Genomic DNA, 22668 nt, shown 5'->3' on the forward strand with positions numbered 1-22668 from the left:
AGGGATGAGAAATGGCAAAAGAAAAAGAGGCACGCAGACCCTTTAATCTGAAAAAAGAAGTCAAACTCCTGCCGGGATACATCATCCTGCTGCTCTGGGTAATTTTTACCATTGCGCTTCTGGGCTGGGTATTTGGGGCGAGTTTTTCCACAACAGCAGAGATCTTCCAGGGAAAAGCCCTGAAGTTTGAGTCCGGATTACATTTTGAAAATTATGCAAAAGCATGGAATGGTGCCGGAGTCGCAGGCTTCTTCGGAAACTCTCTGATCTATTCCGTAATTTCCTGCACAATACTGATCCTGGTGTGCGCACCGGCAGCTTATGTACTGTCCAGATTTGATTTTATTGCAAATAAATTTATCCAGACCAGTTTCGTATCTGCCATGGGTGTTCCGGCGATCATGGTCGTTCTTCCACTTTTCAGTATTATTTCCGGTATGGGAATTCTGAATAATGTAGCAGCAGGAAGAACGGTATTGATCATATTATATGTAGGAATTAATGTACCTTATACGACCATATTCCTGCTTACATTCTTCAGCAATATATCCAGAACCTATGAGGAAGCGGCAGCAATCGATGGATGCCCTCCCATGCGTACTTTCTGGAAAATCATGTTCCCAATGGCACAGTCAGGAATCGTAACAGTAACAATCTTTAACTTTATTAATATCTGGAACGAGTATTTCCTGTCCTTGATCTTCGCAAGCTCGGACAAGCTGAAACCTGTTGCACCCGGACTTTATGGAATGATCAACTCCATGAAATATACAGGTGACTGGGCCGGAATGTTTGCAGCGGTGATCATTGTATTCCTGCCGACATTTATTCTGTATATTTTCCTGTCAGAGAAGATTATCGGCGGTGTTACCGGTGGTATTAAGGGATAATAATAGAGAATAGAAGTGCAGTAATGATTGGTGCGATTGCGAAAGATATTATGTAACACGTTTTGACCTCAAAATCATAGTATGATAAGATGAATGTAAAAAAGTTACCAGACAATCTGAGAGTAACGAAAAACATTTAAAGAAAAGAGGAAAAAAATCATGAAAAAACCAGTATTAGTAGTTATGGCAGCAGGTATGGGAAGCCGTTACGGTGGTCTGAAACAGATCGATCCGGTGGATAAAGAGGGACACATCATTATGGATTTCTCCATTTATGATGCAGTACAGGCCGGATTCCGGAAAGTAGTATTTATTATCAAAAAAGAAAATGAAGCAGACTTCAGAAGCGCCATCGGTGACCGTCTCAGCAATCAACTGGAAGTATCATATGTTTTCCAGGATCTTCACAATATTCCGGAAGGCTATGAAGTACCGGAAGGACGTGTGAAACCATGGGGAACCGGACATGCAGTATTAAGCTGCATCAATGAAATCGACGGACCATTCGTTGTGATCAATGCAGATGATTATTACGGAAGCCATGCATTTAAGATGGCGTATGATTTCCTGACAGAGAATGAAGATACCGCGGATACTTACAGATATATGATGGTCGGCTATAAACTGGAAAATACTTTGACAGAGAATGGCCATGTGGCAAGAGGTGTGTGCGTCACAGACGAAGAAGGACATCTTCTTAAGATCAACGAGCGTACCCATATCGAAAAGCATGACGGCGGCACAGCTTATACAGAAGATGATGGAAAAACATGGACCATGCTTCCGGAGGGCAGTACAGTATCCATGAATATGTGGGGATTTTCCGCAAGTATCCTGAAAGAGCTGAAAGACAGATTCCCCAGATTTCTGGATGAGAATCTGAAAGTAAACCCGCTGAAATGTGAATATTTTCTGCCATTTGTAGTAGATGAACTTCTTGGTGAGAAGAGAGCAACTGTAAAAGTTCTGAAATCTATGGATAAATGGTATGGCGTAACTTACAAAGAAGATAAACCTGTGGTAGTAGCTGCCATTCAGAATTTAAAAGATGGAGGGCTGTATCCACAGAAATTATGGGAGGAATAATTGAGTGGAAATTAACCGGGAAATAAAGAATATTACCAGTGCATTTGTTCTGGAAGATAATCTGACAGAATGTGTTCCTTATGGAAGTGGACATATCAATGACACTTACCGCCTGACTTATGATACAGGCAAACATTATATTCTTCAGAAAATGAACAAGAGTATTTTTACCAAACCTGTGGAACTGATGGAGAATGTCAGCGGTGTTACTGCCTGGCTGAAGAAAAAGATCCAGGAAAACGGTGGAGATGTGGAGAGAGAGACTCTGAATCTTGTGATGACAAAGGATGGACTTCCTTATTATGTAGATGAGGACGGGGAATACTGGAGAGTATATTTGTTCATTGAAGATGCCACATGCTATGATATGGTAAAAGATGAGGAAGACTTTTACCAGAGTGCAGTTGCTTTCGGGCATTTCCAGAGGCTGCTTGCAGACTATCCGGCAGAAACTCTTCATGAGACCATCGTAAATTTTCACAATACGGTGGATAGGTTGGATAAGTTTAAAACTGCTGTGGAGAAAGATGTATGTCACAGGGCAGCAGATGTGGAAAAAGAGATTCAGTTTGTGTTGGACCGCACAGAACTGGCACATGTCCTGTGCGATATGCAGGATCAGGGAAAACTGCCGTTACGTGTTACACATAATGATACCAAGCTGAATAACATAATGATCGATAATGCAACGGGAAAAGCCATTTGTGTGATTGATCTTGATACTGTAATGCCGGGACTTTCTGTAAATGATTTCGGTGATTCTATCCGCTTTGGCGCAAGTACCGGAGCTGAGGATGAGAAAGACCTGACGAAGGTGTCCTGTGATCTTCACTTGTATGAAGTTTATGTCAAAGGCTTTATCGAAGGCTGTGGCGGTGCGCTGACTGAGACAGAACTGGATATGCTTCCCATGGGAGCAATCCTTATGACCTTTGAATGTGGAATGCGTTTCCTCACAGACTATCTGGAGGGAGATCATTATTTCAAGATTCATAGAGAGGGACATAATCTGGATCGTTGCAGAACACAGTTTAAACTGGTGAAAGACATGGAAGAAAAACTTTCCCGGATGAAAGAGATTGTAAATAAGTATAAATAGGTATAAAAAAACGTACATGTCCATAAAGACTTGTATTTATGAACTGATTCGGATAGAATTATCCTGCGGGGATATGAGAGAAATCATATTTTCGCAGGATTTTCTACAATACATGATGTGCCAGACAACAGTATTTTACAGTTCTGAATATAGGGTGCTGTAAAATACAGAGGTAAATTTTGCAGATGTGAAACAGGATATCGCAGAATTTTATAGATTACACTCAGAATTATCAAGGATATTTCTGATGCTGTGAACTAATATAGGTATTGTTGAAAGAGAAAAAAAAGAAATTGCAAAAAACAGATATTGTAGCAGGAAGACAGGTTAGGAGGAATTATTATGGCAATTTTAGTTACAGGTGGAGCAGGCTATATTGGAAGCCATACAGTTGTAGAATTGCAGAACGCAGGATATGATGTTGTTGTTCTGGATAACTTAAGCAATGCAAGTGAGAAATCTCTGGAAAGAGTTTCAAAAATCACAGGCAAACCAGTGAAATTCTACAAAGCAGATATCCTGGACCGCGATGCTTTAAATGAAGTTTTTGATAAAGAAGATATTGATTCCTGTATTCATTTTGCAGGACTGAAGGCAGTAGGAGAATCTGTTGCAAAGCCTTGGGAATATTATGAGAACAATATCGCCGGAACATTAACACTGGTAGATGTGATGAGAAAGCATAATGTAAAGAATATTATTTTCTCCTCCTCTGCAACTGTATACGGAGATCCGGCAATCATCCCGATTACAGAAGAATGCCCGAAAGGACAGTGTACAAACCCATACGGATGGACAAAATCCATGCTGGAACAGATTCTGACAGATATTCAGAAAGCAGACCCGGAATGGAATGTAGTTCTTCTTCGTTACTTCAACCCAATCGGTGCTCATAAGAGCGGAACAATCGGTGAGAATCCAAACGGTATCCCGAACAACCTGATGCCATATATCACACAGGTTGCAGTTGGAAAACTGAAAGAACTGGGTGTATTTGGAAATGACTATGATACTCCGGACGGAACTGGTGTCAGAGATTATATCCACGTAGTTGACCTTGCAAAAGGACATGTAAAAGCTCTTAAGAAAATCGAAGATAATTCCGGTTTAAGCATTTACAACCTTGGTACAGGAAAGGGCTACAGCGTTCTTGATATCGTAAAGAATTTTGAAGCTGCTACAGGTGTTAAAATTCCATATGTGATCAAGCCACGTCGTCCAGGCGATATTGCAACCTGCTATTCCGATGCTTCCAAAGCAGAGAGAGAACTGGGATGGAAAGCAGAAAACGATATTAAAGAAATGTGCGCCGACTCCTGGAGATGGCAGTCCAATAACCCAAATGGTTATGAAGAATAATTAATTAAATCAACTGAATGCAGGTGCATTTAGCAACTTACCTGCGGAAAATCAATATCCCCCACACATGGAAGGAATGTTCATGCGTGGGGGATGTTTTAATGTAGGATTGGCTATGTGATTTTTTTCGGCTATAATAGATAAAAGAAAGGAGAGACGCATATGAAAGTAGCAGCAATTCAGATGCCTACAGTAAAAGATAAAATACAAAATATCCGTACTGTCGGCACTTATATAGAAAAAATAAAGGCAGAAAATCCGGACTTTGTAATCCTTCCAGAGATGTTCTGCTGTCCGTATCAGACCGAAAACTTCCCAATTTATGCAGAAAGAGAAGGCGGTCCATCCTGGCAGGCAATGTCTGATTATGCCAGAAAGTATCATATTTATCTGATTGCAGGCTCCATGCCGGAAACAGATGATGTGGGAAAGGTTTACAACACTTCTTATATTTTTGACAGAGATGGAAAACAGATTGGTAAGCACAGAAAAGCTCATCTCTTTGATATCAATGTAAAAAATGGCCAGTACTTCAAAGAATCCGATACTCTGACTTCGGGAGATCATGCCACAGTATTTGATACTGAATTTGGGAAAATGGGTGTCATGATCTGCTACGATATCCGCTTCCCGGAGTTTGCCCGCACAATGGCACTGGACGATGCAAGGATGATTTTCGTCCCTGCAGCATTTAATATGACTACAGGCCCTGCACATTGGGAACTGACTTTCCGTGCAAGAGCCCTTGACAATCAGATATATATGCTTGGATGTGCTCCTGCCAGAGATACACAGGCAGGATATATTTCCTGGGGACATTCTATTGTAACAGATCCCTGGGGAAGGGTCATGAAACAGTTGGATGAGAAAGAAGGCATTTTAATAGAAGAAATAGATTTGGACCGAGAAGACCAGATCAGAGAACAGCTTCCATTATTAAAACACCGCAAATCTGAAATGTACCATTTATAGGAGAACACATTTTTTTCGCAGACTGACCATAGATCAAACACATTTGTCATATATAGTAATACCATCAATAAAAACAAAAGAAACAGAGAAAATTTTAACATAGAAAGAACAGAGAGGTATTACTATGAAGTAGAAAGACCAGAATCACTGTAAGAGTATGAAGCAGAACAAGTATAAAAAAATCACGGTCTTTGCCGTGATTTTTTTATACCTCTAGAGAGTATAGATTTAAAAAACTATTTCTGAAGCTTCTTAGCATGCTCAGATTTCGGTTCGCAGGTAAGCTCAATACCCAGTTTACGGAACTGCAGAATATCTACCTGAGAAAGAAGTACAGAAGTGTGAACCTGGCATCCTTTTAATTTCGGAATCTGCTGCAAAGCCAGTTTGGCATCTTCATTATCAGCAGCACTGATGGAAAGTGCAATCAGAGTCTCATCGGAATGAAGTCTTGGGTTTTTGCTTCCGAGATATTCTGTTTTAAGAGCCTGGATCGGTCTTAAAGCTTCCGGAGAAATAACATGTTTGCTGTGGTCAATTCCGGCAAGTTCTTTCAGGGCATTCAGCAGCAATGCGGAAGAAGCACCCAGAAGTTCAGAAGTTTTTCCTGTAACGATATGTCCGTCAGGAAGCTCCAGAGCTGCAGCAGGTGCGCCGGTTTCTTCCTCGCGTTTCAGAGCAGCAGGAACAACCTTGCGGTCTTCAATATTAACGTGAGCTTGTTTCAGCAGAAGCTCAATCTTGTAAACCTCTTCTTCACGTCCTGTTCCGCGAACCAGAGCTTCCATACTCTTATAATATCTGCGGATGATCTCCTGGCGTGCTGCCTCTTTGCAGGCTTCATCATCAATGATGCAGTTTCCTGCCATGTTTACGCCCATATCTGTGGGAGATTTGTAAGGACACTCACCCATGATCTTTTCGAACATGGCCTGAAGAACAGGGAAAACTTCTACGTCGCGGTTGTAGTTGATGGTAGTTTCTCCATATGCTTCCAGATGGAACGGGTCGATCATGTTCACATCATTTAAGTCAGCAGTAGCAGCTTCATATGCCAGGTTTACCGGATGCTTCAGAGGAATATTCCAGATTGGGAAAGTCTCAAATTTAGCATATCCTGCCTTGATACCACGTTTGTATTCATGGTAAAGCTGGGAAAGGCAGGTGGCCATTTTGCCACTTCCGGGTCCTGGAGCAGTGATGACAACCAGTGGTCTTGTTGTTTCGATATAATCATTTTTGCCATAGCCTTCATCGCTTACGATAAAGGAAGTATTGTTGGGATAACCAGGGATCAGATAAAGCACGTATACTCTGATACCAAGCTTTTCCAGACGTTTCTTAAATGCGTCTGCGCTTTCCTGTCCTGCATACTGGGTGATGCAGACGCTTCCTACATAAAGCCCGCGCTCTGTAAATACTTCCATAAGGCGGAGTACATCTTCATCATAAGTGATACCCAGGTCGCCTCTGACTTTATTTTTATCAATATCAGCAGCACTGATCACGATGACGATCTCCGCCTGATCGGAAAGCTGCATCAGCATGCGCAGTTTGCTGTCCGGCTCAAATCCCGGAAGAACTCTGGAAGCATGGTAGTCATCAAAAAGCTTGCCGCCGAATTCCAGATAAAGCTTGTTGCCAAACTTATTGATACGTTCCCGAATATGTTCGGACTGCATTTTCAGATATTTGTCGTTGTCAAATCCTATCTTCATTTGTTCGTTTCCTTTCCTCTCTCTATTATTTCTATCTGTTCCTATGTTTAAAAACACTTTGCCATTAGTATACTACAAAAGAACAGGTTTGTAACGATAAATTTAAATTAAAAATAAATATATTTTTCTATTTTTTTCAAAAACAGACAGGATTTCCAAATATCCAGGTTGATTTATAGGAAAATTCTCTTTATAATAAAATAGATAATAAATAGGAGGAACAAAATGGATAATCACATGGACAATAACCCAAATGGCAATGGTCCTGATAATAAGGGTCCGGGTAAAATGGATCCGAATAAAAATCATCAGTCGATTCTTGCCTTTCTGGTGTGCCTTCTGATCACTCTGGTGTGTTTTGCTATGTTTACCAATATGCTCAAAGATAATTCCAGTGAGATCAGTTATGATAAATTTATCAAAATGGTAGACAACGGAGAAGTGAAAAAAGTCACACTGCAATCAGATACCCTGACGATTGTGCCCAAGCAGCAGGATTCGGACTTTTCGGAAAAGGTTTATTACACCAATCAGATGGAGTCAGAGGATAAGCTTACGGAACGTCTGGAAGGGACGGGAATTAAATTCCAGTCACAGCCTCCGGATGCTGTCAGTGAAGTAGTGGCTATGCTGGTAAGTGTTCTATTGCCAACGTTGTTGCTGTTTGCACTTCTCATGGTATTTATGCGCCGGATGAATAAAGGCGGCGGAATGATGGGAGTTGGTAAGAGCCGTGCCAAAGCTTATATCCAGAAGGATACAGGAGTAACTTTCAAGGATGTGGCAGGACAGGATGAGGCCAAGGAATCCTTGCAGGAGGTAGTGGATTTTCTTCATAATCCCGGTAAATATACAACTATTGGAGCTAAGCTTCCCAAGGGAGCACTTCTGGTTGGACCTCCCGGAACAGGTAAAACCCTTCTGGCAAAGGCTGTTGCAGGAGAAGCGCATGTGCCGTTTTTCTCTTTATCAGGCTCTGAATTTGTAGAAATGTTTGTAGGCGTGGGTGCATCCCGTGTTCGTGATCTGTTTGAGGAAGCAAAGAAAAATGCTCCCTGTATTATTTTTATTGACGAAATTGATGCCATAGGAAAGAGCCGTGATTCCCGTTACGGCGGCGGAAATGATGAGAGAGAACAGACCCTGAATCAGTTACTGGCGGAGATGGATGGTTTTGACACTTCCAAGGGTCTTCTGATTTTGGCGGCTACCAATCGTCCGGAGGTTCTGGATCCTGCTCTTCTCCGTCCGGGACGTTTTGACAGACGGGTGATCGTTGACCGTCCGGATCTGAAAGGCCGAATTGAGATTCTGAAAGTACATGCCAGAAATGTCAGTCTGGATGAGACTGTGGATTTTGAAAACATTGCATTGGCAACTTCCGGTGCAGTTGGCTCAGACCTGGCAAATATGGTCAATGAAGCTGCGATTCTGGCAGTAAAAAATGGCCGGCGTGCAGTATCTCAGAGAGATCTGTTGGAAGCCGTGGAAGTAGTTCTAGTGGGCAAGGAGAAGAAAGACAGGATTCTCAGTGCTCAGGAGCGAAAGATTGTTTCTTATCATGAGGTGGGACATGCATTGGTCAGTGCACTGCAGAAAGACGCAGAGCCAGTACAGAAGATTACCATTGTACCCAGAACCATGGGAGCGCTGGGATATGTTATGCAGGTACCTGAGGAAGAGAAATATCTTAATACCAAGAAGGAACTGGAAGCTATGCTTGTAGGTTATCTTGGCGGCCGTGCAGCAGAAGAGCTGGTTTTTGATACAGTGACTACAGGTGCGGCAAATGATATCGAACAGGCTACCAAGGTGGCAAGAGCTATGATTACGCAATATGGTATGTCTGAGAAATTTGGACTGATGGGACTGGCTACACAGGAGAATCAGTATCTAAGCGGAAGAGCTGTGCTGAATTGTGGAGATGATACAGCAACAGAGGTAGATCATGAAGTAATGATACTTCTTCATAATTCTTATGAGGAGGCGAAGCAGCTTCTTGGCAGTCACAGAGCAGCACTGGACAGGATTGCTGAATATCTGATCCGAAGGGAAACGATCACAGGCAAAGAGTTTATGAAGATTTTTCGTGCTGTGGAGATGGGAATGGATATTCCGGAGAATCTGGACGAGTTTGAACTGCAAGATAAAACAGAAGAATAGATGAAAAATGGGCTGTTACGTTAAAAATGATGTAACAGCCTTTATTATGACTCTCTAATGAATGCTTCTGATATTATGGTAAGTGAAAGGAACAGGTAATAGATATTGTTTCAGATAGAGGAAGAATTAAAGAAGCTTCCGGGGAAACCGGGGGTTTATATTATGCATGGCGAGAAGGATGAGATCATTTATGTGGGAAAGGCAGTAAGCCTGAAAAACCGGGTTCGGCAGTATTTTCAGAGTAGCCGGAATAAAGGGGCCAAAATAGAACAGATGGTAACACATATATCCAGATTCGAATATATCATTACAGACTCTGAACTGGAAGCTCTTGTGTTGGAGTGTAATCTGATCAAGGAGCATCGGCCAAAGTATAATACCATGCTTAAGGATGACAAAAGTTATCCTTTTATCAAAGTAACGGTAAATGAAGAGTATCCCAGAGTACTGTTTGCCAGGAGAATGCGTAAGGATAAAGCTAAATATTTTGGCCCTTATACCAGTGCAGGGGCAGTAAAGGATGTGATCGAACTGGTGCGCAAGCTGTATAAAGTTCGTTCATGCAGCCGTGTTCTTCCCAAGGACTGTGGAAAGGACAGACCATGTCTGTATTATCATATGAAACAGTGTGCTGCTCCCTGTCAGGGATATGTAACTTCTGAGGAGTACAAAAAGAGCATCAGTAAACTGTTGAAATTTTTAAATGGAGATTTTCAGGATACCATTGACATGCTTACAGAGAAAATGATGACAGCATCCGAAGAAATGCGGTTTGAAGATGCTATGGAATACCGGGATCTTATCCGTAGTATTCAGAAGATTGGAGAGAGACAGAAAATTACAAGCTACGGGGAAGAAGATAAGGATATTATTGCAGCTGCCATGGATGACAGTTTGGATCTGCGTGAGCAGGACGCGGTAGTGCAGGTGTTTTTTGTCCGAGGAGGTAAACTGATCGGCAGAGAACATTTCTTTCTTAGAGTGGCAAGGGGAGATACCAGATCGCAGGTGTTATCCAGCTTTATCAAACAATTTTATGCAGGGACACCTTTTATTCCCAGGGAGATCATGCTCCAGAGAGAAATAGAGGACGCTTCGATTATTGAAGAATGGCTGACTTCCAGGAGAAAACAGAAAGTATATATCCGGGTGCCGAAAAAAGGAACCAAAGAAAAACTGGTGGAGCTTGCAGAAGAAAATGCAAGAATGGTTCTGGATAAAGACAGAGAACGTATCAGACGTGAGGAGGGCAGAACCATCGGTGCTGTCCATGAGATAGAGACCTGGCTGGGACTTTCCGGGATCAGAAGGATGGAGGCTTATGATATTTCTAATATCAGTGGATTTGAATCTGTTGGCTCTATGGTAGTTTATGAAAAAGGAAAGCCAAAACGTAGTGATTACCGTAAGTTTAAGATTAAGTGGGTGCAGGGCCCCAATGACTATGCCAGCATGGAAGAGGTATTGACCAGACGTTTCACCCATGAAGGAAAGGATGAGTTTGACAGCTTTTCTATTTTGCCGGATCTGATTCTGATGGACGGAGGCAGAGGACAGGTGAATATTGCACTGAAGGTTCTGGAAGAACTGGGAATTCATATTCCGGTATGTGGTATGGTAAAGGATGAGCATCACAGGACCAGGGGGCTTTATTATAACAATGCGGAAATTCCTGTTGATGCAGGAAGCGAGGGCTTTCGTCTGATCACCAGAATTCAGGATGAAGCCCACAGATTTGCTATAGAATTCCATAGGTCTCTGCGAAGCAAAGAACAGGTACATTCTCTGCTGGATGATATTCCGGGAATCGGAGAAACCAGACGTAAGGCGTTGATGCGGAAATTCAAATCCCTGGAAAATATCCGGGATGCCTCCCTGGAAGAACTGACAGAGACAGAGAGTATGAATGCAGGAAGTGCACAGCAGGTATATGATTTTTTTCATGTATCAAATAGTAAGTAATCAGGTTAAGGGTTACATTATATATAGGAGTGTGCTATAATAAAAAACAGGAGATTTTAACTGAAAAGGAGAAAACAAATGAAGGGTGTACAGTTGACAAAATTAGTACAGGAGCTGGGACTTCACAATCTTACTCCCGAAATTGATCTGGCTGAGATCTGGATAAAAACTGCTGAGATCAACAGACCGGCACTTCAGCTTACAGGGTATCTGGAGCACTTTGCAAATGAACGTGTGCAGATTATCGGATATGTGGAGTATACTTATCTGATGCAGCTCAGTGACGAAGAACGTAAGTTTAAATATGAGAGGTTTATTTCAAGCAAGATTCCGTGTGTGATTTTCAGTACTATGACCAGACCATCTCAGGATATGATTGATCTGGCGTTGAAATATCATGTGCCTACATTTGTGACAGAGAGAACAACATCAAGTTTTATGGCTGAGATTATCCGCTGGCTGGGAGTTCAGCTGGCACCCTGTATTTCTATTCATGGTGTTTTGGTGGATGTATATGGTGAAGGTGTACTTATTACAGGTGAGAGTGGAATCGGTAAAAGTGAAGCTGCGCTGGAACTGATCAAGCGAGGACACCGTCTGGTAAGCGATGATGTGGTAGAACTTCGAAAAGTTAGTGATGTTACTCTGGTTGGCTCTGCACCGGATATTACCAGACATTTTATTGAGCTTCGGGGTATTGGAATTATTGATGTAAAGACTCTTTTTGGTGTTGAGAGTGTTAAGGATACACAGTCGGTGGATCTGGTGATCAAGCTAGAGGAGTGGGACAGAGATAAAGAGTATGATCGTCTGGGACTTCATGAGGAATACACGGAATATCTGGGCAATAAGATAGTATGCCATTCCCTGCCAATTCGTCCGGGACGAAATCTGGCAATTATCGTTGAATCTGCGGCAGTTAACCATCGACAGAAAAAAATGGGTTATAATGCGGCGGAGGAGCTTTATAAGCGAGTACAGGCTAATATTGCCAAGAAACGGGAGACTAAATAATACATGAGTATGACCGGGCAAGAAGGCACGGTACAAATACTGAAAAAAGATAAATAATGGAGGCTAATATGGGAAAGTATTGTTTTGGAATTGACGTAGGTGGTACTTCGATAAAATGCGGACTTTTTCAGACAGATGGTATTTTGATGGAAAAGTGGGAAATTCCTACGCGTAAGGAGAATAACGGCGAGGCCATTCTTCCGGATATTGCGAAAACAATTTTGGATAAGATCGAAGAACGAAAGCTGGATAAGGCAGAAATCGATGGTGTGGGAATTGGCGTTCCGGGACCGGTCAATGATAAAGGGGAGGTTTTGTGTGCAGTAAATCTCTTCTGGGGATTTAAAGCGGTGACCAAAGAGCTGACAGAGTTGACAGGTCTTCCATCTATGGCAGGCAATGATGCCAATGTAGCTGCTCTCGGCGAAGCCTGGAAGGGCGCGGCAGCAGGAGCCAAAAATGTAATTATGGTTACCCTTGGTACTGGTGTTGGGGGCGGAATTATTTTGGATGGCAGAATTATTTCTGGTTCCCATGGAGCTGGAGGAGAGATTGGTCATGCTGCAGTCCAGCATGATGAGACAGAGAAATGCAACTGTGGAAACAGGGGCTGTCTGGAACAGTATGCATCTGCAACAGGCATTGTACGTGTGGCAAAAAGAGCTATGGAAGCTAGTGATGAAGAGAGTGTTCTTCGTGGCTTTTCCAGACTTTCTGCGAAAAATGTTCTGGATGCATACAAAGAAGGGGATAAGCTGGCTGCAAAAGTTATGGATGAGGTTGGAGAGAAGCTGGGAAGTGCCCTTGCTGTGTTTGCCTGCGTTGTTGATCCGGAGGCAATTGTAATAGGTGGTGGCGTTTCCAGAGCAGGACAGCCTTTGATCGATTGTATTGAAACACATTATAAAAAGTATGCATTCTCAGCATGCAAGGAAACTCCGATCATTCTGGCAAAGCTGGGAAATGATGCAGGAATTTATGGATCTGCCAGAATGGTGATCTGATAAAGAAGATATAGATAAAATTAGAAAATTAAAAAACCACATTCTGTTTTTGCAGAATGTGGTTTTTTTGAAGAGTAATTAATAATCAATCTGATACTGACTATCATCGTCATCATCACCGGTATTACCAGTATTATCATCTTCACTGGTGTTGTTGTCACCGTCAGTGCCATCCGTGTTTTCAGTGCCATCGGTGCTATCATCAGAAGTGTCTGTATTTTCGGCATCAGAAGTGTCTGTGCTGGAAGAATTTGTCTGATCTGAAGTATCATAATCATAACTGCTTTCATCGTAGAAGTGTTCTTCACAGTATTCTGTTGGCATAGTACCTACATCGAAATATTCTGTGGTTACAGGACAGCCGGCTCTTGGAAGAAGTCCAGAGATAGCACAGATGCTCAGTTTTTCTACACTTGCAGGTTTCTCAAAATCTTTTTGAGGCAGTCCCTCATGGATTCTTGTCATAACTTTTTTCCAAAGATTACGGTGATATTTACGTGCGTAATCAGGAAGCTTTTCGTTGTTATCATAACCGGACCATATTGCACAGGTATAATAAGGGGTATATCCCACAAACCAAACATCGTTATAAGCTTCAGTAGTACCGGTTTTACCGGCTACAGCCATATTATCAAGCTGGCAGGCGGTACCTGTACCGTATTTGACAACATCCTCCATAGCACTTGTAAGGAGATAAGCAGTGCTTTCCTTGATTACAGAACGCTCTACAGAAGTATTCTCGATCAGTACATTACCGTTATGATCCAGGATTTTGGTATAGTAAATTGGTTTGATATAATTGCCACTATTTGCGATAGATGCATAGGCAGCACATAATTCTACATTTGTGACACCCTTGGTAATACCACCAAGTGCTGTGGCAAGGTTTGCATCACTCCAGATATTGCCATTGGCATCCTTATCTGCTTCTGTTCCGTGTGCCAGGGTGGTAAATCCAAAGTTATCCAGATATTTCAATCCCAGATCAGGAGTTACTTCTTCCAGACATTTTACCGCAACAACGTTAACGGAGTTCTGAATTGCTGTACGGATAGTAGTTGTTCCTTCATAGGAACGTGTACTGTTATTGACTGGAGATCCGTCCGGATAGGTATATGGTTCATCTTCAAAAGTAGTAGCAAGTGTCATGCCCTTTTCATTTAATGCAGGAGCATAGGTAGATACAATTTTGAATGTTGAACCTGGCTGACGGGTAGTGTCTGTAGCTCGGTTTAGGGTCAGGCTGGCTGTTTTTTCGCCGCGCCCGCCAATCAGGGCTTTTACATAACCTGTATGCTGATCGATGACACTCATAGAGGACTGAGGCTGTGGTGCGAAATTTACACGTTCTGCAACTATTTTGCTGCCGTCAGCCAGAATATTCTCTTTATAACGATCTACATAAGTCTGTCCTTCTTCAGGAGAGTCAAAAAGAAGATCAAAATTCGGATCCTCATTCTGGAAATAAAGCTGCAGCATTTCTTTGCTGTAGTTAACCTGATTGCCCTCAGGATCTGTGACAGTAAGGGCAAAATCCAGTTCGTACTGTACCTGATCCGGGAAATTGGAAGGATCGGCATATTCCTCATCCAGAATATTCTGGATAGCAGAATCCTGGGTGGTATAGACTTTAAGACCGCCGCTGTAAAGCAGGTTGGTAGCCTGGGTTTTTGTATAACCCTTAATATTCATAAGGTCATTAATGATCTGGTCTGTCAGTTCATCCTCGAAATAGGTATAAATGGTATTGGAATTGCCGGAGTGTTTTTCCTGGGCAGCCTGAATCCTGGAATATACATCATCTTCAAGAGCTTCTTTATACTGTTCTTCAGTAATATAGTTCTGATCAAGCATATGTTGCAGAACTTCTTTCCGACGTTTTTTGTTACTGTCAGGATTAAGGATAGGATTAAATTTTGTAGGATTCTGGGTGATACCTGCTAAAGTTGCACATTCAGAAAGGTTAAGATCCCATACGTCCTTATCAAAATATTGTCTGGCAGCAGCCTGTACACCATATGCACCGGCACCAAGGTTGATCGTATTCAGATAGTTTTCAAGAATGGTATCCTTATCAGTTTTTTTCTCCACCTGAATGGCAAGATACTGTTCCTGGAATTTACGTGTGAAACGTTCAAGCTGGGTAGATTCACTGGTCCAGTTGGTGAAAACATTATTTTTAAGCAGCTGCTGGGTGATCGTGCTGGCACCTTCAGAAAAATCGCCGCTTGTGAGAGCTTTTACGCCTGCGCGGAGAATCCCTCGGACATCGATACCATTATGTTCATAAAATCGTTCATCCTCGATAGCAACCACTGCATGCTGCAATTCTACCGGAATCTGTTCCAGGGTTACAGGCAGTCGGTTGGCATCGGGAGCAGCCAGTTTACGGATCTGATTGCCCTGATCATCGTAGAGAAATGTTGCATAACCTAAGGGCATGATATCAATGTCATCTACATCAGGAGCATTATCAATAACTCCTTTAAAAGATCCGATTCCCAGACAGGTCACTCCGATACAGAGTGCGATCAGAGATACAAACAGCAATCTGATGAACGAAACCCTGGCACGTTTTCCCATCATGGAGGAACGGGAAATCAGAGAATTTCGCTTCTGCGCTGCGGATTTTTTACCATAGTTCATGTTAGACCTCCTTTATAATCCGTTTAATTATATCAAATAAGAATAAGTAAATAAAGCATAAAATAAAAAAATAGAGATAATCTGTTATCAGGTCTATCGTTTTATCTGTTCATTAGTATATACAATACTGGCTTTTTTTTGTAATCCGTGATACACTGTAAATCGTTACTGTTCACTCCGTTCACAGTAACGTAGCCAAAATTCATTCCAGATTGCCTGCGCAATGGAATTTTGGCTTGTATGTCTCGGGATTTTGGCATATTTATGCCAAAACACCTCGCGGGATAGGTGTGTGTGAACAGTAATTGTAAATCATAAAATACTTTGCTTACAGTAAAAACGGAGGAATCCTAAATGCTTGAAAAATATAAAACGGTATACGAAGGCGGTGAAGGCGAGATTATTGAAAAAAAATCCAGATTCATTGCTACTGTGCGTCCGGTGAATACAGAAGAAGAGGCTCTGGCATTTATAGAAGAAATGAAAAAAAAATATTGGGATGCCAGACATAATTGTTACGTGTATTCTGTAGGAAAAAACAGGGAATATACCAGATGCAGTGATGATGGTGAACCCTCAGGAACTGCAGGACGGCCTATGTTGGATGTGATTCTGGGAGAAGATATTTATAATGTGGCAGCAGTAGTTACCAGATATTTTGGCGGGGTTCTGCTGGGAACCGGCGGTTTGGTACGTGCTTATTCAAAAAGTCTCCAGGAAGGTTTGGCGGTCAGCACGATAATTGAGAAAACCCATGGGATTTCCATGGAAATAATTACGGATTACACAGGGATCGGAAAAATCCAATATATAGCCGGAGAACAAAGGTTTCCTATTCTGGACACAGAATATACAGATAAAGTGGTAGTTCATCTCCTTGTCCCTTCTGACCAGATCCAGATTACAGAAAAAAAGATTACCCAGGCTACCAATGGACGTGCCAGATTAAAAAAAGACAGAGATTTGTATTATGCAGTGGTAAATGGCGAAATAGAAATTTTTCAGGAATAAAGTAACAGGGAGCAGCCTTACAGATACTTAGTATCTGCAGGACTGCTCCCTGAAATTTTATATATTTAGAATCAGCATTTTTCCGGTTCCGGATACTCTGTTCCAAAAGTATCCACAGTCATACTTTTGATTTTCTGCTCATCCAGAGGTCTGTCATTATAATCGGTATCTTCCTCTGCAATTCGGTTTACCACATCCATGCCTTCTGTGATCTTGCCAAACGCTGCGTACTCTCCATCCAGATGTGGAGCGTTTTTATGCATGATAAAAAACTGGCTGCCTGCAGAATTTGGGTTCATAGCTCTTGCCATGGACAGTACACCTGCAGTATGTTTCAGATCATTTTTGAATTTGTTATGGGTAAATTCGCCTTTGATGCTATATCCGGGGCCTCCCATTCCATTTCCGTTGGGACATCCGCCCTGGATCATAAAGCCATTGATCACACGGTGAAAAATCAGTCCGTCGTAGAAGTTCTTTTTTACAAGACTGATAAAATTATTTACTGTATTTGGGGCGATTTCAGGATATAATTCAGCTTTCATCACATCGCCGTTCTCCATGGTAATAGTAACGATTGGATTTGCCATAGTGATTCTCCTTTTCAAAAAGTATTGTATTTCCTTGTTCGCTCTATTATAATATGCACAGAATAATTCTGCAAGAAAAAGGTGGAAAACATGATTATAGAGACAAATACCCCGCAGGAAACTTTCTGTGTAGGGAAGAAAATCGGCGAAAATGCCAGACCGGGACAGATTTATACTCTGACCGGTGACTTGGGAGTGGGAAAGACTGTTTTCACTCAGGGAGTAGCGGCAGGACTGGGAATTACAGAACCTATCAGTAGTCCGACTTTTACAATTATACAGGAATATGAGACCGGACGTCTTCCGCTGTACCATTTTGATGTTTATCGTATTGGCGACATTGAAGAGATGGAAGAAATCGGTTATGATGATTATTTTTTTGGACAGGGAATCTGCCTGATTGAATGGGCAAATCTTATTGAAGAGATACTTCCGGAAAATCTTATTCAGATCACGATTGAGAAAGACCTGGAAAAAGGATTTGACTATCGAAGAATCACAGTGACAGGAAATGAGGTAAATAGTAAATGAAGATTTTAGCATTGGACAGTTCAGGAATTGTCGCATCTGTAGCAGTTATTGAAGATGATATTCTGCTGGCAGAATATACAGTTAATTATAAAAAAACACATTCCCAGACACTTCTGCCTATGTTGGATGAGGTGGTAAAAATGACAGAACTGGATCTGGAAACCATAGATGCAATTGCGGTGGCAGCAGGTCCTGGATCCTTTACAGGACTTCGAATAGGCTCTGCCACAGCGAAAGGATTAGGACTGGCATTGAAGAAACCTTTGATAGCAGTTCCTACAGTGGATGCACTGGCATATAATCTTTATGATGTCAGTGGTCTGATCTGCCCTATTATGGATGCCAGAAGAAGCCAGGTTTATACAGGTATTTATAGATTTGAAGAGCATAAGCTTGTGGCTGTGAAACAACAATGGGCATCTCCGATGACGGAACTGATCGAAGAATTAAATAAACTTGGAGAACCTGTGACTTTTCTGGGAGATGGAGTCCCGGTGTTCCGCAGTATGATCGAAGAAAAGCTGCAGGTACCTTATTCTTTTGCGCCTGCACATGTGAATAAGCAGCGGGCAGCAGCAGTGGGCACACTTGGAATGATCTATTACAAAGAGGGCAGAACAGAGACTGCCATGGAACATGTTCCGGAATATCTTCGGGTTTCTCAGGCAGAACGGGAACGGGCAGAAAGAGAAAAAGCAAAACAGGCTTAAAAGGGGATAATTGCATGATTCTAAGAGAAATGTTGATAGATGATCTGGAACAGGTCATGGAGATCGAGAGGGAACTGTTTCATGTACCCTGGACAAGGGAGGGCTTTTTTACTTTTCTTACCAGAGAAGATGCTATGTTTCTTGTAGTGGAGGAGAAGGGACAGATATTGGGATATTGCGGTCTTCTTATGGTACTGGATGAAGGTGACATCACAAATGTGGCAGTGCGCAGAGACAGACAGAAGGAGGGAATTGGTAATTTTCTCATGGAGAGTCTTGTACGGCTGGCTGCAGAGAGAGGAGTCACTACTATTCATCTGGAGGTTCGGGTAGGAAATGATAGGGCTATCCGCCTTTATGAACGCAATGGTTTTACCAGAGATGGTATCCGAAAGGGATATTACAGTGATCCGACAGAGGATGCATTACTCATGACCAGACATCCGGAAAATAATTAAGAATTTTTGCGTAGATATTGTCTGGCAGCTATTCTATGTCGGAAAACAGGAGGAAATATATGTTAGATGTTTGTTTAGTGGGAACCGGGGGCATGATGCCTCTTCCGAGAAGATGGCTGACTGCTCTTATGACAAGGTATAATGGCAGCAGTCTTCTTATCGATTGCGGAGAGGGAACCCAGGTTGCAATCAAGGAAAAAGGATGGAGTTTTAAACCTATTGATGTGATCTGCTTTACGCATTATCATGGAGATCATATCAGCGGATTACCGGGACTGCTTCTTACTATGGGGAATGCGGACCGCAAAGAGCCCCTGACTTTGATAGGACCAAGAGGTCTGGAACGAGTGGTAAATGCTTTGCGTGTAATTGCACCGGAGCTTCCTTTTGATATAAAATTTATAGAAATTACACAGCCGGAACAGGTGATAGAATTAAATGGATACAGAATTACGGCCTTTAAGGTGAATCATAATGTGATCTGCTATGGTTATACCTTGGAAATTTTAAGACAGGGGAAATTTTCAGCAGAGAGAGCAAAGGAACAGGAAATCCCGTTGAAATTCTGGAATCCTCTGCAAAAAGGACAGACCATTGAAGCAGAGGGGAAAATCTATACTCCGGATATGGTTCTGGGGCCGGAGCGTAAGGGAATTAAACTTACTTACACTACAGATACCAGACCAACGGATTCGATTTTGAAAAATGCAGCAGATTCAGACCTGTTTATCTGTGAGGGAATGTACGGTGAGGATGATAAAGCTGATAAGGCAAAAGGATATAAGCATATGACATTTCGGGAGGCAGCGATTCTTGCCAGAAATGCCAATGTGCAGGAAATGTGGCTGACCCATTACAGCCCTTCGCTGGTAAGACCCGATGATTATATGGATAAGGTGAGGGAAATTTTTCCCAATGCTTTTCCGGGAAAAGACGGAAAAAGTGTAGAACTTAATTTTGAAGATGAACAGCAAAACAATTGATAGCATGGAAAATATTGAGGATAATAAAATGAAAGATACATTGATTCTTGCAATTGAGAGCTCCTGTGATGAAACTGCCGCTTCTGTGGTAAAAAACGGACGGACCATATTGTCTAATGTGATCTCATCACAGATTGCACTTCATACATTATATGGAGGAGTAGTACCGGAAATTGCATCCAGAAAGCATATAGAAAAAATTAATCAGGTAATTGAACAGGCATTGACAGAGGCAGGGGTTACTTTGGATGATCTGGATGCCATTGGAGTGACCTATGGACCGGGGTTGGTTGGTGCTTTGCTGGTTGGCGTGGCAGAGGCCAAGGCAATTGCGTACGCAAAGAAATTACCGTTGGTAGGAGTACACCATATTGAAGGTCATGTTTCTGCAAATTATATTGAACATCCGGATCTGGAACCACCGTTTTTGTGTCTGATCGTTTCGGGCGGACATACACACCTGGTAATTGTGAAGGATTATGGAGAATTTGAGATTCTGGGACGTACCCATGATGATGCGGCGGGAGAAGCTTTTGATAAAGTAGCCAGGGCAATTGGTCTGGGATATCCGGGAGGACCCAAAGTAGATAAGCTTTCAAAAGAAGGAAATCCAAATGCAATTGAATTTCCCCGGGCGAAAATTGACGGTTGTCCCTATGATTTCAGCTTTAGCGGTGTAAAGTCTGCGGTATTGAACTATCTGAATCATGCACAGATGACTGGAGAGGAGATCAACAGGGCAGATATTGCTGCTTCTTTTCAGAATGCAGTTGTGGATGTGCTGGTTGAGCATACAATGGCAGCAGCAAAAGATTTTGGAATGAAAAAAATTGCCATTGCCGGTGGGGTTGCATCTAATGGAACACTCCGGGATGCCATGGAGACTGCCTGCCGGAAATATGGTTACAGTTTCTTCCGGCCATCACCTATCTTCTGCACAGATAATGCAGCTATGATCGGTGTTGCTGCGTATTATGAATACATGAAAGGAACCCGTAGTGGTTGGGATTTGAATGCGGTTCCAAATCTGAAATTGGGAGAAAGATAAAAATGACAGAGAATAATACAGCAATTGTCCTGGCAGCAGGTCAGGGAAAAAGAATGCAAAGTAAAATACAGAAGCAGTTTCTGGAAATACAGGGCTACCCGGTTCTGTATTATTCTCTGCGCTGTTTTCAGGAAAGTCCGTTGATCAGGAATATTATTTTGGTGACAGGGGAGAAAACAGTCTCTTATTGCAAAGAAGAGATTGTAGATAAGTATGGTTTTACCAAGGTTACCAGTGTGATCGCCGGTGGAAAGGAACGGTATGATTCTGTTTATGCAGGGCTTTGCGCCTGCTCAGAAATACCATGCGATTATGTATTTATTCATGACGGAGCCAGACCATTTATTACGGAAGAAATGCTGGAAAGAGGACTGGAAAGAACTCGGGAAACGGGTGCCTGTGTATTGGGAATGCCTTCTAAGGATACTGTTAAACTGGCTGATGAAAATGCTTTTGTAAAATCAACTCCAGAGAGAAATTATGTCTGGACAATTCAGACACCTCAGATTTTCTCATATTCATTAATTAAAACTGCCCATGACAAGATTCGCCGGAAAGATATGAGTAATATTACGGATGATGCCATGGTTGTCGAACAGGAGACGGGGGTAAAAGTAGCTTTGGCAAAAGGATCTTATCAGAATATTAAGATTACCACACCGGAAGATCTTTGGATTGCGGAGGCATTTTTGCAATTTGGAAAAATGTGAGAATAAAAAAATAAAAAAAATTCAAATTAGTTGTTGACAGTTCTGAAATAAGGTGATAGAATATCACTTGCGCTGACAGAGAAAAGCGTCGAAAATACGGAGAGATATCGAAGTGGTCATAACGAGGCGGTCTTGAAAACCGTTTGTCCGCAAGGGCGCGTGGGTTCGAATCCCACTCTCTCCGCTTGTCAGGTTGATGAAAAAAGTTTTGGAAAAACTTAAAAAAGCACTTGACAAACAGCTTTGAAGTGCGATATAATGCACAAGGCTTTTCGATGAGAAAACATCGAAACAATTTTATGAAAGAACACGAAAGTGTGAAGAGAGTTATTCGGAAGGATAACGGATCTAGGGCAATTTGGAGAAGTACCCAAGCTGGCCGAAGGGGCTCCCCTGGAAAGGGAGTAGGTCGTTAATAGCGGCGCGAGGGTTCAAATCCCTCCTTCTCCGTTCTTCTTAAAAAAGAAGAAAAAAGTTCTTGACAGGATGAAAAAGTTATGGTAAACTTGAAAAGCTGTTGAGAAAAAGTTGGAAAAAACTTGAAAAAACTTCAAAAAAGTTATTGACAAGTTGGAGACAACATGATAAAATAGCAAAGCTGTCGCAAAGACAGACAACCTTGATAACTAAACAGTGAAACACATACGATTCTCGAAAATTCTTTACACATGAGCATCGAAAGATGCGAATGCGGTTCGGTTCGTAAGAAACGAA

At 42.0% G+C, this 22668-nt stretch carries 19 protein-coding genes and 2 tRNA genes; 18 read left to right on the forward strand and 3 right to left on the reverse strand.

Features of this window, described 5'->3' with window-relative positions:
- Nucleotides 1-11 precede the first annotated feature (11 nt).
- The 5 genes from H8Z82_RS11895 to H8Z82_RS11915 all read left to right on the forward strand — a co-directional run bounded on the left by H8Z82_RS11895 (nt 12) and on the right by H8Z82_RS11915 (nt 5406).
- The gene (locus tag H8Z82_RS11895) at nt 12-890 is read left to right on the forward strand and encodes a carbohydrate ABC transporter permease (RefSeq protein ID WP_019160841.1); all 879 of its coding nucleotides are present in this window, start codon (nt 12-14) and stop codon (nt 888-890) included.
- A gap of 159 nt (nt 891-1049) precedes the next feature.
- A complete protein-coding gene (locus tag H8Z82_RS11900) occupies nt 1050-1976 on the forward strand; it encodes a sugar phosphate nucleotidyltransferase (protein WP_019160842.1) in 927 nt (308 codons plus the stop codon).
- A 4-nt stretch (nt 1977-1980) separates the two neighbouring features.
- On the forward strand, nt 1981-3075 hold the full coding sequence (locus tag H8Z82_RS11905; RefSeq protein ID WP_019160843.1) for a phosphotransferase enzyme family protein: 1095 nt from the start codon (nt 1981-1983) through the stop codon (nt 3073-3075).
- A 342-nt stretch (nt 3076-3417) separates the two neighbouring features.
- A complete protein-coding gene (galE, locus tag H8Z82_RS11910) occupies nt 3418-4434 on the forward strand; it encodes a UDP-glucose 4-epimerase GalE (RefSeq protein ID WP_186995240.1) in 1017 nt (338 codons plus the stop codon).
- Between the two features lie 162 nt (nt 4435-4596).
- Entirely contained in the window at nt 4597-5406 is an 810-nt protein-coding gene (locus H8Z82_RS11915; protein WP_186995241.1) for a carbon-nitrogen hydrolase family protein, read from the forward strand.
- A 236-nt stretch (nt 5407-5642) separates the two neighbouring features.
- Here the strand turns inward: H8Z82_RS11915 and H8Z82_RS11920 are convergent, their stop codons facing one another.
- A complete protein-coding gene (locus H8Z82_RS11920) occupies nt 5643-7124 on the reverse strand; it encodes a DUF1846 domain-containing protein (protein ID WP_019160846.1) in 1482 nt (493 codons plus the stop codon).
- Between the two features lie 225 nt (nt 7125-7349).
- Between H8Z82_RS11920 and ftsH the strand changes: the two genes are divergently transcribed.
- The 4 genes from ftsH (at nt 7350) to H8Z82_RS11940 (ending at nt 13267) form a co-directional block, all read left to right on the forward strand.
- Nucleotides 7350-9287 (forward strand): ATP-dependent zinc metalloprotease FtsH, encoded by a 1938-nt coding sequence (ftsH, locus tag H8Z82_RS11925; protein ID WP_019160847.1) that lies wholly within the window; start codon nt 7350-7352, stop codon nt 9285-9287.
- A 105-nt stretch (nt 9288-9392) separates the two neighbouring features.
- The gene (uvrC, locus tag H8Z82_RS11930; RefSeq protein WP_186995242.1) at nt 9393-11249 is read left to right on the forward strand and encodes an excinuclease ABC subunit UvrC; all 1857 of its coding nucleotides are present in this window, start codon (nt 9393-9395) and stop codon (nt 11247-11249) included.
- A gap of 78 nt (nt 11250-11327) precedes the next feature.
- Nucleotides 11328-12263, forward strand: coding sequence for an HPr(Ser) kinase/phosphatase (gene hprK, locus H8Z82_RS11935; RefSeq protein ID WP_019160849.1), 936 nt, complete (start codon nt 11328-11330; stop codon nt 12261-12263).
- Nucleotides 12264-12331: 68 nt separating this feature from the next.
- The gene (locus tag H8Z82_RS11940; RefSeq protein ID WP_019160850.1) at nt 12332-13267 is read left to right on the forward strand and encodes an ROK family glucokinase; all 936 of its coding nucleotides are present in this window, start codon (nt 12332-12334) and stop codon (nt 13265-13267) included.
- Between the two features lie 78 nt (nt 13268-13345).
- Here H8Z82_RS11940 and H8Z82_RS11945 read toward each other — a convergent pair whose 3' ends face one another.
- Entirely contained in the window at nt 13346-15913 is a 2568-nt protein-coding gene (locus tag H8Z82_RS11945; protein WP_186995243.1) for a transglycosylase domain-containing protein, read from the reverse strand.
- Nucleotides 15914-16267: 354 nt separating this feature from the next.
- Between H8Z82_RS11945 and H8Z82_RS11950 the strand changes: the two genes are divergently transcribed.
- The gene (locus H8Z82_RS11950; RefSeq protein ID WP_186995244.1) at nt 16268-16924 is read left to right on the forward strand and encodes a YigZ family protein; all 657 of its coding nucleotides are present in this window, start codon (nt 16268-16270) and stop codon (nt 16922-16924) included.
- Between the two features lie 71 nt (nt 16925-16995).
- Here H8Z82_RS11950 and H8Z82_RS11955 read toward each other — a convergent pair whose 3' ends face one another.
- The gene (locus tag H8Z82_RS11955) at nt 16996-17514 is read right to left on the reverse strand and encodes a peptidylprolyl isomerase (protein ID WP_019160853.1); all 519 of its coding nucleotides are present in this window, start codon (nt 17512-17514) and stop codon (nt 16996-16998) included.
- A 90-nt stretch (nt 17515-17604) separates the two neighbouring features.
- Between H8Z82_RS11955 and tsaE the strand changes: the two genes are divergently transcribed.
- From tsaE to H8Z82_RS11995, 8 genes are all read left to right on the forward strand, one after another.
- The gene (gene tsaE / locus H8Z82_RS11960) at nt 17605-18045 is read left to right on the forward strand and encodes a tRNA (adenosine(37)-N6)-threonylcarbamoyltransferase complex ATPase subunit type 1 TsaE (protein WP_019160854.1); all 441 of its coding nucleotides are present in this window, start codon (nt 17605-17607) and stop codon (nt 18043-18045) included.
- Nucleotides 18042-18755, forward strand: coding sequence for a tRNA (adenosine(37)-N6)-threonylcarbamoyltransferase complex dimerization subunit type 1 TsaB (gene tsaB / locus H8Z82_RS11965; protein ID WP_019160855.1), 714 nt, complete (start codon nt 18042-18044; stop codon nt 18753-18755). Before tsaE ends, tsaB begins: the two co-directional genes overlap by 4 nt.
- Before the next feature lie 14 nt (nt 18756-18769).
- The gene (gene rimI, locus H8Z82_RS11970) at nt 18770-19213 is read left to right on the forward strand and encodes a ribosomal protein S18-alanine N-acetyltransferase (protein WP_019160856.1); all 444 of its coding nucleotides are present in this window, start codon (nt 18770-18772) and stop codon (nt 19211-19213) included.
- A gap of 59 nt (nt 19214-19272) precedes the next feature.
- Complete coding sequence (locus tag H8Z82_RS11975; RefSeq protein ID WP_019160857.1) at nt 19273-20196, forward strand: ribonuclease Z; 924 nt, start codon at nt 19273-19275, stop codon at nt 20194-20196.
- A 28-nt stretch (nt 20197-20224) separates the two neighbouring features.
- Nucleotides 20225-21244 (forward strand): tRNA (adenosine(37)-N6)-threonylcarbamoyltransferase complex transferase subunit TsaD, encoded by a 1020-nt coding sequence (tsaD, locus tag H8Z82_RS11980; protein ID WP_186995245.1) that lies wholly within the window; start codon nt 20225-20227, stop codon nt 21242-21244.
- 2 nt (nt 21245-21246) lie between these two features.
- Nucleotides 21247-21954: a 2-C-methyl-D-erythritol 4-phosphate cytidylyltransferase gene (ispD, locus tag H8Z82_RS11985; protein ID WP_186995246.1), complete on the forward strand. Its 708-nt coding sequence runs from the start codon at nt 21247-21249 to the stop codon at nt 21952-21954.
- Between the two features lie 98 nt (nt 21955-22052).
- Nucleotides 22053-22138, forward strand: a tRNA-Ser gene (locus H8Z82_RS11990).
- A 176-nt stretch (nt 22139-22314) separates the two neighbouring features.
- Nucleotides 22315-22404: transfer RNA gene (locus H8Z82_RS11995), tRNA-Ser, on the forward strand.
- Nucleotides 22405-22668: the final 264 nt, after the last annotated feature.

This window comes from Blautia difficilis, from assembly GCF_014297245.1.
In the GTDB taxonomy this organism is placed as follows: Bacteria; Bacillota; Clostridia; order Lachnospirales; family Lachnospiraceae; genus Blautia_A; species Blautia_A difficilis.

Excerpts from the sequence above, each read along its gene's own strand:
- H8Z82_RS11895 (WP_019160841.1), top strand. The coding sequence starts at position 12 with ATGGCAAAAGAAAAAGAGGCACGCAGACCCTTTAATCTGAAAAAAGAA.
- H8Z82_RS11900 (WP_019160842.1), top strand. The coding sequence starts at position 1,050 with ATGAAAAAACCAGTATTAGTAGTTATGGCAGCAGGTATGGGAAGCCGT.
- galE (WP_186995240.1), top strand. The coding sequence starts at position 3,418 with ATGGCAATTTTAGTTACAGGTGGAGCAGGCTATATTGGAAGCCATACA.
- H8Z82_RS11915 (WP_186995241.1), top strand. The coding sequence starts at position 4,597 with ATGAAAGTAGCAGCAATTCAGATGCCTACAGTAAAAGATAAAATACAA.
- H8Z82_RS11920 (WP_019160846.1), bottom strand. The coding sequence starts at position 7,124 with ATGAAGATAGGATTTGACAACGACAAATATCTGAAAATGCAGTCCGAA.
- ftsH (WP_019160847.1), top strand. The coding sequence starts at position 7,350 with ATGGATAATCACATGGACAATAACCCAAATGGCAATGGTCCTGATAAT.
- hprK (WP_019160849.1), top strand. The coding sequence starts at position 11,328 with ATGAAGGGTGTACAGTTGACAAAATTAGTACAGGAGCTGGGACTTCAC.
- H8Z82_RS11940 (WP_019160850.1), top strand. The coding sequence starts at position 12,332 with ATGGGAAAGTATTGTTTTGGAATTGACGTAGGTGGTACTTCGATAAAA.
- H8Z82_RS11945 (WP_186995243.1), bottom strand. The coding sequence starts at position 15,913 with ATGAACTATGGTAAAAAATCCGCAGCGCAGAAGCGAAATTCTCTGATT.
- H8Z82_RS11950 (WP_186995244.1), top strand. The coding sequence starts at position 16,268 with ATGCTTGAAAAATATAAAACGGTATACGAAGGCGGTGAAGGCGAGATT.
- H8Z82_RS11955 (WP_019160853.1), bottom strand. The coding sequence starts at position 17,514 with ATGGCAAATCCAATCGTTACTATTACCATGGAGAACGGCGATGTGATG.
- tsaE (WP_019160854.1), top strand. The coding sequence starts at position 17,605 with ATGATTATAGAGACAAATACCCCGCAGGAAACTTTCTGTGTAGGGAAG.
- tsaB (WP_019160855.1), top strand. The coding sequence starts at position 18,042 with ATGAAGATTTTAGCATTGGACAGTTCAGGAATTGTCGCATCTGTAGCA.
- rimI (WP_019160856.1), top strand. The coding sequence starts at position 18,770 with ATGATTCTAAGAGAAATGTTGATAGATGATCTGGAACAGGTCATGGAG.
- H8Z82_RS11975 (WP_019160857.1), top strand. The coding sequence starts at position 19,273 with ATGTTAGATGTTTGTTTAGTGGGAACCGGGGGCATGATGCCTCTTCCG.
- tsaD (WP_186995245.1), top strand. The coding sequence starts at position 20,225 with ATGAAAGATACATTGATTCTTGCAATTGAGAGCTCCTGTGATGAAACT.
- ispD (WP_186995246.1), top strand. The coding sequence starts at position 21,247 with ATGACAGAGAATAATACAGCAATTGTCCTGGCAGCAGGTCAGGGAAAA.